This window comes from Salmonella sp. NW722, assembly GCF_051702785.1.
Lineage (GTDB): Bacteria > Pseudomonadota > Gammaproteobacteria > Enterobacterales > Enterobacteriaceae > Salmonella > Salmonella enterica.
Genome location: NZ_JAMMIN010000002.1, coordinates 238701 through 252334, shown reverse-complemented (window position 1 = coordinate 252334; position 13634 = coordinate 238701). Strand labels below are relative to the sequence as shown.

Genomic DNA, 13634 nt, shown 5'->3' with positions numbered 1-13634 from the left:
TATAAATAATTATACAACGATTATAGAGCGATATAATAGAGGTGATTAAGGGATCACGCGCTGGTGATGTCGTACTCCATGCGGCGCAGCGCATCTAACGTGGCTTTCGCTTCGTCTTCGTCAATGATGCTCATCGCAAAACCAACGTGTACCAATACCCATTGCCCTATCAGATCGGCTGGCTTACCTTCACAAATCAGAGCAATATTGACATCACGTTTGATGCCACACACTTCCACCTGCGCAAGCTGGTGAATATCATCTCCGACGGCCAGCACCTGACCGGGGACGCCAATACACATAGTTAACCACCTGAAATAAAATGCGGGTTATTCGACCTCAATACTTTTTACTTTCAACGAATCGCCGGTATCCACCCGCAGACGATCGCCATGACAATGCGGACATTGCGCGTCATGCCTGAGAATTTCCACCACCTGACTGCAATCCCAGCACCAGGCCTGGGCCGGTCTGTAGTCGATGTGCAATTCGCACCCTTGCGCTAAAGTCCCCTGGCAGGCGATGTCAAAGCTGAAACGAACCGCGCGCTCTTCAACGCACGAAAGCGCGCCTATCTCCAGCCATACGCCGGTGACGCGCGCCACGCCGTGCTGTTCTGCCTGCTGCTGAATAATTTCAACGGCGCTTTGGCAAAGAGACAGCTCATGCATTCTCACAGCTCCGACGGCCAAACAGCAATGCACGCCGGCTTGTCTGCGGCGCATCAGGATTGCTTACCGGCAGGGATAACAGCATCCGCGCGCAGTCATCCGCCAGCCGGACGCCCTCTTCCGGCGACAGGCTACGGGAAAGCGGCGACATCAACGAGCAGGCAAGATATTGCGAAACGCCTTCCAGTTCGCCAACGGTAAAGGTCATCGCGCCATAAGGCAGTTGCAGACCGAGTTTTTCACCGACGGTACGCCCGGGCCAGATCTGGTCCGGGCCAGGGAAGATTAATGCGCTTAACATCCACGGCGTAATTACCGTGCCCGTCCATTGTCCTTCAAATAACGTAAAATCAGAGACATGCACTGGCATAGTCGGATGCAGAAACGAAAGATCGTGCATCGAACGATGGGCTATCTCTTCAAACGCCGCCTGAACCCGGGCGACGGGCGCCGTGTCGAATCCGGAAAACGTTTCAGACATGCGCCGTCTCCTTAGGAATTGCTTCGACGCCGGATTCACGCAGCGCAGCAAGAACCTGCTCAAGCGCAGGTTCAATCATCGCCTCTACGGTTGGTGTTAAGCCGATGTGCGGTTCCAGCGACTGTGGAATAACGCCGACCAGGGTCAGTTTCTTCGGAAACTCGCCGGTAAAGCGGAGGGCCGACAATACGTCGGCCAGTCCAAGCTGATGGGGGGAGATTTTGTTGGTGAACAGCGCCGGAACTTCATCGTCGCGCAGTACCATAATGGTTCCCGGCGCGTTCTTTTTCGACACGATGGCGTCGGCAATGATCAAATGATCACGATTCGCCATATCGCCAAGAAGTTCCATTCCCGCCGTACCGCCATCCAGAATCTCAACGAAATCCGGCAGGGTGTATCGTTGCTCTAACGCTTCAACAATACGCACCCCGATGGCTTCATCGGTCAGCAAAATATTGCCGACCCCTAAGACTAATATCCGCATTACAAAACCTTCACCGAGACCACTTCATTGCCATCGGCGTCCACCACGTGCACCGCGCACGCCATGCAAGGGTCGAAGGAGTGGATGGTACGTACCACTTCCAGCGGCTTCGCCGGATCGGCGATCGGCGTACCGACCAGCGACTGTTCGTACGGCCCCACGTCATCGTTGAAGTTACGCGGACCTGAGTTCCAGGTCGATGGCACCACCGCCTGATAGTTACTGATAATGCCGTCTTTAATCACCATCCAGTGAGACAGCATACCGCGCGGCGCCTCCAGGAAGCCCACGCCTTTGAACTCGCCCGTCGCCGGAATGTTCGGCTTCACAAACGTGGTGTAATCGCCTTTGCCGATATTTACAATCAGCGCGTTGTATTGATCCTGCAATACGTTTTGCAGTTCACAACAGTGAACGGTACGCCCGATGATACGACCCAGCGTAGAGTGAAGTTGCGCCATTTCCAGCGTTTTGCCGGTCAGCTTCTGATAAAGCGCAATGATTTCATTGAGTTTGGTCTGCGTGGATTCACGGCCTGCAGCCAGTTTACACAGCATGTTCGCCAGCGGCCCGACTTCAACGGTTTTGCCGTAGAATGTCGGCGACTTGACCCACGAGTATTTACCGTCATCCGACCAACCGTCGTAAGCCGGGATCGTAGTGCCTTCCCACGGCGCCTGCGGCGCTTCATCTTTGTACCAGGCGTGCTTCGCGCTCTCCTGAATACCTTTAATCAGGAACTCGTCGGAGTGAGAGGTGATCGGACGGTATGTCGACAGATCGGCATTGGTAATGTAACCGCCCGGGAACAGGAAACTGCCGTTTTTACCGTCGGTCGGGAATTCCGGCGCGCTCAGGTAGTTCACCGCGCCTTTGCCGCGCTCCAGCCATTCCGGATAGTAGGCCGCGATGACTGCGGTATCCACTTTATACACCTGCTCGACAAAATCGCTCAGCTTATCGATAAACGATTTGATGTACATCAGGCGTTCAAGGTTCAACGTACCGATACTGTCGAGATTGATCGGGTTCGCCACCCCACCGACCGCCAGGTTCTGGATATGCGGCGATTTACCGCCCAGCAACGCCACCACGCGGTTAGCGTCACGCTGACATTCCAGCGCCTGCAGATAGTGGGCGACCGCAATCAGGTTGACCTCCGGCGGTAACTGCATTGCCGGGTGCCCCCAGTAGCCATTGGCGAAAATACCTAACTGACCGCTGGCGACAAGATCCTTGATCTTGTTCTGAACTTTCGTGAACTCTTGCGCGCTGTTCAGGTGCCAACTCGACACGCCATCCAGCATCGCGGAGGCTTTTTCCGGATCGGCTTTCAGCGCAGAGGTAATGTCCACCCAGTCCAGCGCAGAGAGCTGGTAGAAATGGACAATATGGTCATGGGTAGTATGCGCCGCCAGAATAATATTACGGATATACTGCGCGTTGACGGGAACATCAATATTCAGCGCGCTTTCTGCCGCACGAACGGAGGAGATCGCGTGAGTTGTCGTACAAACGCCGCAAATACGCTGCACAATCATCCACGCATCGCGCGGATCGCGGTTCTTCACGATCTCTTCCATACCGCGCCACATGGTGCCGGACGCCCATGCTTTGGATACGACGCCGTTCTCAATTTCGCAGTCAATGCGTAAATGACCCTCAATACGGGTTACCGGATCAATAGTAATTCTCTGGCTCATGCTTTGCTCGCCTCATGACGATTATGATCGTTTTGTTTTAAAGGAGGAAGTATCGGCAGTAGACGAATGAGTACGATGTATGCACAAATCTCAATAGCCACAAAACCAATAGAAATCAACAATTCTTCCCAGGTTGGGAAGTAGTGGTAGCCGCCACCCGGGTTGAATGCCACCAGCGAATAGGTCAGACGCCACGTCGCGCAGCCCAACAGCGCGCTCAGCGCCGACAGGTACAGCATACGAGAGTCATTACGCAGTTTCGCCACACGCAGCACCACTAACGGGAAGACCATCAGGACGACTTCAATCCAGAACATAGCGGAGTAAAAATCGCCGGCAAACGCATAGGACAGCTTGTCGCGATAAATCAGTTCGCCAAAGCGCAGGACGACGAAAATCGCCAGCAGCACGCTGATGGTATTCGTCAGCTTAACAAACAAATTTTTCTCATCCGGACCGTTTCCTTTCAGGCCAGCCTGAACCAGCGACCCCTCAAATATGACAATGGAGAAGCCCATGATAAACGCGGTCAGAACCGAGAACAGCGGCAGCATTTCATAGCTTTGCCATAGCGGATGCACTTTATAGCCCGCCGAGATCATCAATGACCCCATTGAGGACTGGTGCATCGTCGGCAGCAGCGCGCCCAGCGCGATAATAAAGAACATCACCTTATTCAGACGCTTGAGCGACACTTTCCAGCCCAGACGTTCAAACAGGGCAGGCGCAAACTCCAGCGCCATCACGCCGATGTAGATGGTCATACAGACCGCCGTCTCAAACAGTACCGAGTTCACGTTGAAGTGACCTGGAATGTAGAAGTACGGCAGGTTCCAGTAACGACCGACGTCGATAGTGATCGACAGGCCGCCCAGCGAGTAACCAAACAAGCTTGCCAGCAACGCCGGGCGCACCAACGGATGGTATTGCCCACGGTTAAAGACATACACCGCCCATGCCAACGCCCAACCGCCGCAGGCAAAGCCGGTGCCGATCAACAGGTCAAAGGCAATCCAGACGCCCCACGGGAAACCGCCGTTCAGGTCGGAAACGGAGCCCAACCCGAAGACCAGACGCTTCACGATAAGGAGCATACACAGGACGATTAACGGTCCAAAAATAATGACCGGTTTACTGATGATTTTTCCGCCCAGCGGTTTTGGATCATGACTCATGATCGTCTCCTCCATCGTGATGGTCGTTTTTGCTATTACGACGAACCAGCACGGTTAAGCCCGCCAGCGCAGCCAGGGGTAGTATCATGCCTTTATAAAGCGTGTGTTGAACATGCTCGGAGCGCGCTCCGGTTGAAAGGTCATCCAGCTTCGGCAGATCCAGATCTTCATAAGGAACGCCTGTCAGCACCAGCACCTGAGTACCACCGCCCTCTTTTTCACCGTAGAGGTGTGGGTAGTATTTAGGCACCGTATGCAGATAGGTGTCGTCCGTTTTCAACGTCTGGCGCGGATAGTGATATTCACTGCCTGGTTTGAGGGCCAGACGTTTTTTCGCTTCCGCCATCAGCTCTTCACGAGTACCGAAAATGACGGCCCCTGCCGGACAAACTTCCACACACCCTGGCAAACCGCCTTTATCCAGACGCTCAACGCCTTTCTGGTTACACAGCTCACACTTGTGAAGCGCGCCAAACGGGTTGTTGTAGTCGTACTTAGGTACGTTGTACGGACAGGCGACCATACAGTAACGGCAGCCGGTGCAGACATCTTTGTCATAGTGGACGATGCCGGTTTTCGGATCTTTTTTCAGCGCCGACACCGGACAAACGGAAACGCAGTTAGGATCGACGCAGTGCATACACTGTTTTTTGATGTAGGCATAGCCGTTCTCTTCCTGATCTTTGTTCACGCCCGTGCCGCTACGCCATACCTGGATAATGTTATTGGTATACGGCGACAGTTTGTCGTTGTTCGACCAGGTCTGCTCCCCTTCCGGGTTACGCGCCGGGAAGTTGATATCCTGACACTTTGTGACGCAGGCCTGACAGCCCACGCACAGAGTGGAGTCATACAGCATGCCCAGCGAACCTGGAATCGGCGGACGGTTTTCTGCAGCCGCATGGCTGACAGACGGCGCGGCGCCCAACAGCAATGCTCCACCGGAGGCTGCTTTAATAAAGTCACGTCTGTTCACGGTTATTCTCCCCGTGAGTCAGCGTTATCTTTCTTTTGCTGACGCCCCAGTTCACGTACCGCCATCACGCTGACGCCGGCAACCAGACCGACTACGCCGCCAAGCAGACCGACAGCGCCCGCAGAGATATTGCCGCCTTCTTTCATATTGACGTCAGGTTTCTCTGAACGCGGAGTTTGGTTTTCGACATGAGCAAGCTGGTGAATGCCCTTATGGAAGCCGATACCTTCTTCGTTACAGCCATAGCAAGGATGACCGATCGCCACTGGCCAGACGCCGCCAACGTCACAGAACTGTAACGTAGAACAGTTGCCCCAGGTTTCCGGCCCTTTACAGCCAAGATGGTAGAGACACCAGCCCTGACGGTGGCCTTCGTCGCCAAATTCTTTGGCAAAACGGCCTGCGTCGAAGTGTGGACGACGTTCGCAATGCTCATGAATCAGACGGCCATAGGCAAAGGTTGGACGATTTTTCGCATCTAGCTTCGGCGGCGTGCCGTAAGTGATGATATGCGCGACGGTCGCCAGGAAGTTATGCGGGTTTGGCGGACAACCTGGAATATTGATAACCGTTTTGCCCGGTAAGACTTCCTGCAGACTGACAGCGCCGGTTGGGTTTACGCCAGCCGCAGCAACGCCGCCCCATGCCGAGCAGGAACCGATAGCGATAATCGCGGCTGCGCCGTCGGCGGCTTTGCGGATGTGATCCACGATCGGCTCGCCGGCAACCATGCAGTAGATACCGTTATCTTTTAGTGGGATAGAACCATCCACCACCAGAACATATTGCCCTTTATACTTCTCCAGAGCGTTATGTTTGTTTTCTTCGACCTGGTGACCGAATGCGGCGGAAAGCACCTCGTGGTATTCCAGAGAGATAGTCTCCAGAACGAGGTTTTCAACGGTTGGGTGTGTAGCACGAAGCAGTGATTCGGTACAACCGGTACACTCCTGAGCGCCAATCCAGATAACGGGCGGACGCTGTGGATTGGATACCGATTCTGCCATTTCTGCGGCGGCTTTGCTACTGAGCCCCATAGTAGCGGCCAGTGCTGCACAAAGCTTCATGAAATCACGACGGTTAATGCCGTGAGAAGTGATGAGAGTATTATCTCCAGTCATTTTATAGTTATTCCGTTACGAAGACCTGGCTTTTATTTTGCACTGTTCGCGAAGAAGTTATTGCGATCGGTACGCCATTTACCACACTTTTTTTATGGTTATGTGCGCCATAATACTTCGACGGAACAGTAAAACGAAGGGAAGAGGCGATAGTGTAATTAATTAAAGCAAGATAATACCCCTGTTGGATCAACCTTCGAGTCGATAACCGGCCATAAAGAAGCGAACCGCCATCCCGGAATGATTCTCTTTAAAGAAATCCATCACCATTTCTTTATCCAGACCATAGCGACGCGTCAGAATTCCAGCCTCCCACGCGCTAAGTTGACGATCGCCGGTCTTTTCGAACATACGGTGTGTAAAACCCAATACAAAGCCACGTTTATACTCAGAACAGAAATTCACCGCATGATGCGCGCTATATGCATAAGGCGCGTGCAACCCGGCCATTAACCCTTTCCCAAAATGATTATTCATCTGACCTCCTTAGTCGCTATATAATAAATTATATAGCGACTAGTTAAATGAAGGCCAGCGCATTACGCGCTTTTTTGCTTCACATCAGAAGGAAACCCATTCATCAGTAGACTGTGCGGGAGCCGACGCCATTCTCTGAACGCCAGGCGCCGCTTTCGCCGTTACGCATTGTTGCGGCTCACTAGCGGAAAGCCGGAACTGCTGTACGGAGCGTTGCAAATCCTCCGTCTGCCGTTCCAGCGCCGCCGCCGCCGCGGAAACCTGCTCAACCAGCGCGGCGTTTTGTTGCGTAACGCTATCCATTTGCGTGATCGCCACGCCAACCTGAGAAATACCTTTACTCTGTTCTTCGGAGGCGGACGCGATCTGTTTCATAATCGTCGTCACTTCCGTGACGCCGCGCAGGATGGCGTCCATCGTCGCGCCGGTCTCCTGGACCAACTGCGCGCCCTGCGCTACGCGACGTACCGATTCGCCAATTAAAGCTTCAATTTCTTTCGCCGCCCCCGCGCTGCGGCTGGCCAGGTTACGTACCTCACCGGCGACCACTGCGAAGCCGCGTCCCTGCTCGCCCGCTCTGGCCGCTTCTACCGCTGCGTTCAAGGCCAGAATATTGGTCTGGAAAGCAATACTATTAATCACGGTAGTAATTTCGGCGATCTGCTGCGAACTGGCGGAAATACCGTTCATTGTTTCTACCACATCGGAAACCAGTTCACCGCCTTTTCCTGCCGTTAGCGAGGCGGCATCCGCAAGCTGACTCGCCTGGCGAGCGTGTTCGGCGTTCATTTTCACCGTTGCGGTAAGCTGTTCCATGCTGGCGGCCGTCTCTTCCAGCGCAGCGGCCTGTTCTTCCGTTCGGGAAGAGAGATCGTTATTACCGGTAGAAATTTCCGTCGCGCCGCGCCAGATATTGTCGCTTCCGGCGCGGATCGTACTCACGGCTTCGCGTAAACTGTCCTGCATCGCGCGCAGTAGCGGCACCAACCGGCCTACGCAGTTACGCCCCAACGCTTCAATCGGCTGGCTAAGATCGCCTTGCGCGATGCGCTGAAATTGCTGACGGATGCGCTCCAGCGGTTTCACCATCATTGCAACCAGATAGCGATCGGTAAAAATCAGGATAGCAATGCCCAGAATCACCGCCGTGATAAGCAGGATGCGGATGGTATAGGTTTTACCATCGACCATCACACGTGTGTTATCCAGCATGGCGCCAGCTTCATGACTAAACCGTTCCGCGCTGGCGCCGAACGCGCGACTGAGTGCGGGCGTGACCGTACTGGCATGTTCGCTCCAGGCGGTCAGCGATCCTTGCTGCGCCAGTTGCATTTGAGGAACGACGCCTTTCTCCAGCAAGGCCTGCCAGTTGGACAAGACCTCCCTTGAGATATCAGGGTTCATCGGCCCTGGCGATAGCGCTTTCATCTCCTCCAGCTTCTGACGCATATTCTCGAGCGACTGTCGGGCGGGCGCAAAATCGGGCGTGCCGCCGCCGATTTTTACATCCATCGCGCGGCTAAGGCGGGTAACAAAGCGGAAATATTGATCGTTACCCTGGCTTAGCACCGTCATTTGCCGCACAAGATGCCGGTCAATATCATTTCCTTCCGAAACTTCGGATAAAGCATGGACGCTGTATAACCCCACCCCCGACCAGAGTAGACAAAAAAGTCCCAGTATCGTCAGCATGACCATACGAATAGTAAAGTTTTGCAGCAAACGCATATGAATTTCCTTGCTGAATATAAGAGATTAGTCATCAGACGATGACGCACTCTCGTTATCGGCAAGGCGCGGAGAATATATAATGCATTCTCCATTTTTTTACAGTTATCGCCGTTCACGTACCCGCAGATGTTATATATCTGTGAACGCAGAGAAAATCTTTTAGTCTTATTACTGGGTAAATGAATAGATGTAGTAAAAATATTGCGTAAGGCTGCAGGGAGGCGGTTATCCGCCGTTAAAGAAGCGCTGTTTTACAGCCGGGCTCAGCGTCCTTTGCCCGACTGCCCCGCCGTTGACGGCGGCTCAATGGTTATGCCGCGTCAATCTGTCCAGATAGCCCATCACGAACGCCGACAGGACAAAGGTCAGATGGATGATGACATACCACATTAATTTGTTATCCGGGACGTTTTTCGCGTCCATAAACACGCGTAACAGGTGAATGGAAGAGATAGCGACTATCGATGCCGCCACCTTATTTTTTAGCGAAGTCGCATCCATTTTCCCCAGCCAGTTCAGCTTCTCCTTGCCCGCAGAGATATCCAGCTGAGAGACAAAATTCTCATACCCGGAGAACATGACCATTACCAGCAATCCGCCGACCAGCGTCATATCAACCAGCGATAACAGCACCAGAATCAGATCGGCTTCCGCCAGGGCAAAAACGTTCGGTAGAACGTGTAGAATTTCCTGGAAAAATTTTAGCGCTAAAGCGATCAGCGCCAAAGAGAGGCCAAAATACACCGGCGCGAGCAGCCAGCGAGACGCATACATTACATTTTCAAGAAAGCGTTCCATAGGGACCTGTCAGGTAACTAAAACCAGCAACAGTATATCTCAACCATGCAACATCAGATCAACATGCAGTTAAGAGCCTATCCCACCAGGCGTTATTGGCGCAGCCAGTTTGGACACGGACAGCGCGCAAAAACCGGAGCGTACACGTAGTACGTGAGGTTTGACTCGCTACGCTCGCCCTTCGGGCCGCCGCTAGCGGCGTTCAAAACGCTAACGCGTTTTGGCGAGCACTGCCCAGGTCCAAAATGGCAAGTAAAATAGCCCTAATGGGATAGGCTCTAAATCTCATCCGGTTTAACCTGTGGGCGCTGATATTCCGGCCATACCAGCGCGACCAACGCCGGGTAGGCTTCAAGACTGAACTCACGAAAACACTGGCGTAAATTAAGGACGTCCAAATCCGAATACGGCACCTTTTCTCCGTTCAGACAACGCTTCTTAATATTGTCGTAATACTTATAAACGGCAGAGTTAAGGTCGCTGCAACGACGCTGTGCGTCAAATAATCCAGGCGTTTCATTCAACTCAGTCATTGTCATTCGTTTTATCGTTGCATGAAGGAAATCGATATATTCATGGTTAACGCGCCAGTACCATACCGGCGTTATCGAATTCATTAATACTGAGAAATGATCTTCGCCCTCTTCCTTTGTCATGGGTTCAGTTTGATTTAAATTTACGACTTTTCCACCAGGACGTTTTTTATTAACCTCCCACATCAGGAAGAGTATCGCGCCGGTCAGTAATAGCAATATAATAACAGAATAAAAAATACTGTTCATAGCAGGCTCCATTTTTTTTGATTTTAAAATTACACCATGTTATTGTCAACGAAACCTACACTATTAAAAATAGTATACCACTGATCGTAAAGGATATTTAGTCATGCTTCCTGAGCATCTGGTTTCCTCTCATTTTCGCCTGTCATCGCCGCCCCCTGAAGCCACAGAAAACAGTAAAAATTTGCCTCAGGGAAAGACAAAACTCAGCGATTTCGAGCCCGATATTTTAATTAGCGCTAACGCTGCCGGGCAACACAGAAACGTATTATTTGAAGAACGCGACCGTCATATTAAAGAACGTCTGTATTGCGTGGCTAAAATTGAAACGTTTGCCCGCCTGATAAACGCACTACAGGCAGAAGGCGATATTGATGCCCAAACGCTAAGTAAAATACTGGCGGATAAAACCGCAATGATAAATGAAAAAGGCAATGCCATTTGGCTTAATTTAATCACTCGCGAAACCAATATGCCGCTATTTTATTCACTGGAAGATAAAGATGAAAGAAGTTGAAGACAATAACGTTTATTTGGCTTTAGACAACCATAAAAGTGATGAATTTATCTTAAAGCAAAATCTTGCAGCGCTAATCGCCAGTAAAAATGCCACCCTGGAAAAGGTAACTCAGGAGGTGGTATCCATACCGGCGGCGTTAGTACGCCTGAAGTGGCAAAACCGACGGGAGATGTATGCGTTACAGGTCAAAGAGGAGATTTATGGCGCGACCATCAATGCCATTATCGAGCAGCATCCTGAATTACGAGACAAAATTATGTCTCGTCTTGAAAGTGACTGGCAGCATCTGCTGGCTCGCGAGACGGCAACCTTACGTCTGATGCGTAAGCTTTCCGATGGCGACTACCGGACGCGCAACGTCACCACCGTCGCACGGCAAGAAAAATAACCTTCATGGCTAGTTAACTCTGTTGTGAATACGGGCGAAGCATAAGGATCGTTCTGATTCTCCCTCTTACGGTAGTAAAAGTGTCTACGCTTAAAGGGTGTTCAACCTGAAGGGAGAAGCTCAATGTCTCATCTATACGACCCTACCACGCAGTATTACACCGGCGAGTATCCTAAGCAAAAACAGCCGGCGCCCGGCGTCCAGGCGAAAATGACGCCTGTTCCTGACTGTGGTGAAAAAAGTTATGTCGGCAGTGGTCGCCTTAAAGATCGTAAGGCGCTGGTGACAGGGGGCGACTCCGGGATTGGGCGCGCTGCCGCTATCGCTTACGCGCGTGAAGGCGCCGATGTCGCGATCAACTATCTGCCAGCGGAAGAAGAGGACGCCCAGCAGGTTAAAGCGCTGATTGAGGAGTGCGGCCGTAAAGCGGTGTTATTGCCAGGCGATCTTAGCGACGAATCTTTCGCCCGTTCGCTGGTCCATAAGGCGCGTGAAGCGCTAGGCGGGCTGGACATTCTGGCGCTGGTGGCCGGTAAACAGACGGCAATCCCGGAGATAAAAGATCTGACCAGCGAGCAATTTCAGCAAACCTTCGCCGTTAACGTTTTTGCCCTCTTCTGGATAACCCAGGAAGCGATTCCGCTGCTGCCAAAAGGCGCCAGTATTATCACGACGTCGTCTATCCAGGCGTATCAGCCCAGTCCGCACCTGCTGGATTATGCGGCAACCAAGGCGGCAATCCTCAATTACAGCCGTGGCCTGGCGAAACAGGTGGCGGAAAAAGGAATTCGCGTGAATATTGTCGCGCCTGGCCCTATCTGGACAGCGCTGCAAATTTCCGGCGGTCAAACCCAGGATAAAATTCCGCAGTTTGGTCAGCAGACGCCAATGAAGCGGGCCGGCCAACCGGCAGAGCTGGCGCCGGTGTATGTCTATCTGGCAAGCCAGGAATCCAGTTACGTTACCGCAGAAGTGCACGGCGTGTGCGGCGGGGAACATTTAGGCTAACGATGAAGTCGATTACGATGGCGCACTTCTGTTAAGCAAGGCGCCATCTTAGGCAATAAAAAAGCCGGGTGGCGACTTCGCCTTACCCGGCCTACAGCATCAGCAGAATATTTATTTCGCTTTCGCGGTCTCTTCGCCGACCAAACCAATCTTGAGATAGCCCGCCTGATGCAGCATATCCATCACTTTCATCAGGGTTTCATACTCTACGGTTTTATCCGCGCGGAAGAAAATCGTAGTATCCTTTTTCCCTTCCGTCAGGGCCGTTAGCTCGGCAATCATCGTATCATCCGTCACCGGATCGTTACCGATAAACATGGTGTTATCCGCTTTCACCGACAGATAAACCGGTTTTTCCGGACGCGGCTGTGGCGTACTGGTAGAAGCGGGCAGATTCACCTTGACGTCTACCGTCGCCAGCGGCGCAGCCACCATAAAGATAATCAGCAGAACCAACATGACATCGATAAACGGCGTCACGTTGATTTCATGCATTTCGCCGTTGTCATCCAGGTTCTCGTTAAGACGCATTGCCATGACGCATTACCCTACCCGTAATTTCTGCGCGGCGCGTACCGGCTGCGCACTGGCGCTCGCATTCAGATCGAGATCGCGGCTTTGCAGCAGCAATACCTGCGCCGCCACGTCGCCCAGCGTCGCTTTGTAACTGCCTATCTGACGTGCGAAGATGTTGTAAATGACAACCGCCGGGATCGCAGCCACCAGCCCAATCGCCGTCGCCAGCAGCGCTTCCGCAATACCAGGAGCAACCACCGCCAGGTTGGTGGTCTGCGTTTGCGCAATACCGATGAAGCTATTCATAATGCCCCATACGGTGCCAAACAACCCGACGAAGGGGGAAATGGCGCCGATCGTCGCCAGATAACCGTTGCCTCGTCCCATGTAGCGGCCAACTGCCGCGACGCGACGTTCCAGACGGAAGCCGGTACGTTCTTTAATCCCTTCGTTATCTTCGCTGCCCTGAGAGAGTTCCAGTTCATTCTGCGCTTCATTGATGAGCTGTGCGCTGAGGCTTTTTGCGCTGAAACCTGCCGCAATGTCGGAAGCCTGATCTAAGGAGCGCGCATCGGCTAATTGCAGTTGTTCGCGCTTTAAGCGGCGCTTTTGCGTGAAAAATTCAACGCTTTTACTGAAGAAGATAGCCCAGGTGACGACTGACGCCAGAATCAAACCAATCATCACGCACTTCACGACAATATCGGCGTGCTGATACATGCCCCAGACGGAAAGATCCGTCTGCATCAAATTATTACCCACTCTGTATCTCCAGGACGCAAATCACAAAATCTGAGCATAAT

Annotated in this window: 17 protein-coding genes; 3 read left to right on the top strand and 14 right to left on the bottom strand. The window is 52.5% G+C overall.

Features of this window, described 5'->3' with window-relative positions:
- Positions 1 to 53: 53 nt before the first annotated feature.
- The 12 genes from hybG to NA330_RS05500 all read right to left on the bottom strand — a co-directional run bounded on the left by hybG (position 54) and on the right by NA330_RS05500 (position 10402).
- Entirely contained in the window at positions 54 to 302 is a 249-nt protein-coding gene (hybG, locus tag NA330_RS05555) for a hydrogenase maturation factor HybG (protein WP_000334887.1), read from the bottom strand.
- A 27-nt stretch (positions 303 to 329) separates the two neighbouring features.
- Positions 330 to 671 carry a hydrogenase maturation nickel metallochaperone HypA gene (gene hypA / locus NA330_RS05550; RefSeq protein ID WP_000544945.1) on the bottom strand — a complete coding sequence of 114 codons (342 nt, stop codon included), beginning with the start codon at positions 669 to 671 and terminating at the stop codon, positions 330 to 332.
- The gene (gene hybE, locus NA330_RS05545; protein WP_023203800.1) at positions 664 to 1152 is read right to left on the bottom strand and encodes a hydrogenase-2 assembly chaperone; all 489 of its coding nucleotides are present in this window, start codon (positions 1150 to 1152) and stop codon (positions 664 to 666) included. The genes hypA and hybE overlap by 8 nt, the downstream gene beginning before the upstream one ends.
- Positions 1145 to 1639, bottom strand: coding sequence for a HyaD/HybD family hydrogenase maturation endopeptidase (locus NA330_RS05540; protein WP_001221960.1), 495 nt, complete (start codon positions 1637 to 1639; stop codon positions 1145 to 1147). Before NA330_RS05540 ends, hybE begins: the two co-directional genes overlap by 8 nt.
- Positions 1639 to 3342, bottom strand: a complete 1704-nt coding sequence (gene hybC, locus NA330_RS05535; protein WP_000083045.1) for a hydrogenase 2 large subunit — start codon at positions 3340 to 3342, stop codon at positions 1639 to 1641. The genes NA330_RS05540 and hybC overlap by 1 nt, the downstream gene beginning before the upstream one ends.
- Complete coding sequence (hybB, locus tag NA330_RS05530) at positions 3339 to 4517, bottom strand: Ni/Fe-hydrogenase cytochrome b subunit (RefSeq protein ID WP_000017678.1); 1179 nt, start codon at positions 4515 to 4517, stop codon at positions 3339 to 3341. Before hybB ends, hybC begins: the two co-directional genes overlap by 4 nt.
- Positions 4507 to 5493 (bottom strand): hydrogenase 2 operon protein HybA, encoded by a 987-nt coding sequence (gene hybA / locus NA330_RS05525; protein ID WP_001081721.1) that lies wholly within the window; start codon positions 5491 to 5493, stop codon positions 4507 to 4509. Before hybA ends, hybB begins: the two co-directional genes overlap by 11 nt.
- A 2-nt stretch (positions 5494 to 5495) precedes the next feature.
- On the bottom strand, positions 5496 to 6614 hold the full coding sequence (gene hybO, locus NA330_RS05520) for a hydrogenase 2 small subunit (RefSeq protein ID WP_000145429.1): 1119 nt from the start codon (positions 6612 to 6614) through the stop codon (positions 5496 to 5498).
- A gap of 189 nt (positions 6615 to 6803) precedes the next feature.
- Positions 6804 to 7091 carry a DUF2623 family protein gene (locus NA330_RS05515; protein ID WP_001059119.1) on the bottom strand — a complete coding sequence of 96 codons (288 nt, stop codon included), beginning with the start codon at positions 7089 to 7091 and terminating at the stop codon, positions 6804 to 6806.
- A gap of 84 nt (positions 7092 to 7175) precedes the next feature.
- Complete coding sequence (locus tag NA330_RS05510) at positions 7176 to 8819, bottom strand: methyl-accepting chemotaxis protein (protein ID WP_001238430.1); 1644 nt, start codon at positions 8817 to 8819, stop codon at positions 7176 to 7178.
- 306 nt (positions 8820 to 9125) lie between these two features.
- Complete coding sequence (locus NA330_RS05505; RefSeq protein ID WP_000439335.1) at positions 9126 to 9620, bottom strand: TIGR00645 family protein; 495 nt, start codon at positions 9618 to 9620, stop codon at positions 9126 to 9128.
- A gap of 278 nt (positions 9621 to 9898) precedes the next feature.
- The gene (locus tag NA330_RS05500) at positions 9899 to 10402 is read right to left on the bottom strand and encodes an ESA_00282 family adhesion-associated protein (RefSeq protein ID WP_001534190.1); all 504 of its coding nucleotides are present in this window, start codon (positions 10400 to 10402) and stop codon (positions 9899 to 9901) included.
- 103 nt (positions 10403 to 10505) lie between these two features.
- On the opposite strand from NA330_RS05500, the gene NA330_RS05495 reads away from it, so the two are divergent.
- The 3 genes from NA330_RS05495 (at position 10506) to NA330_RS05485 (ending at position 12315) form a co-directional block, all read left to right on the top strand.
- A complete protein-coding gene (locus tag NA330_RS05495) occupies positions 10506 to 10916 on the top strand; it encodes a hypothetical protein (protein ID WP_000936447.1) in 411 nt (136 codons plus the stop codon).
- Positions 10903 to 11307, top strand: coding sequence for a hypothetical protein (locus tag NA330_RS05490; protein WP_000665656.1), 405 nt, complete (start codon positions 10903 to 10905; stop codon positions 11305 to 11307). The genes NA330_RS05495 and NA330_RS05490 overlap by 14 nt, the downstream gene beginning before the upstream one ends.
- Before the next feature lie 123 nt (positions 11308 to 11430).
- Positions 11431 to 12315, top strand: coding sequence for an SDR family oxidoreductase (locus NA330_RS05485; RefSeq protein ID WP_000019032.1), 885 nt, complete (start codon positions 11431 to 11433; stop codon positions 12313 to 12315).
- 111 nt (positions 12316 to 12426) lie between these two features.
- Here NA330_RS05485 and exbD read toward each other — a convergent pair whose 3' ends face one another.
- Positions 12427 to 12852: a TonB system transport protein ExbD gene (gene exbD / locus NA330_RS05480; protein WP_001251476.1), complete on the bottom strand. Its 426-nt coding sequence runs from the start codon at positions 12850 to 12852 to the stop codon at positions 12427 to 12429.
- A gap of 6 nt (positions 12853 to 12858) precedes the next feature.
- Complete coding sequence (gene exbB / locus NA330_RS05475) at positions 12859 to 13593, bottom strand: tol-pal system-associated acyl-CoA thioesterase (RefSeq protein ID WP_000527859.1); 735 nt, start codon at positions 13591 to 13593, stop codon at positions 12859 to 12861.
- Positions 13594 to 13634: the final 41 nt, after the last annotated feature.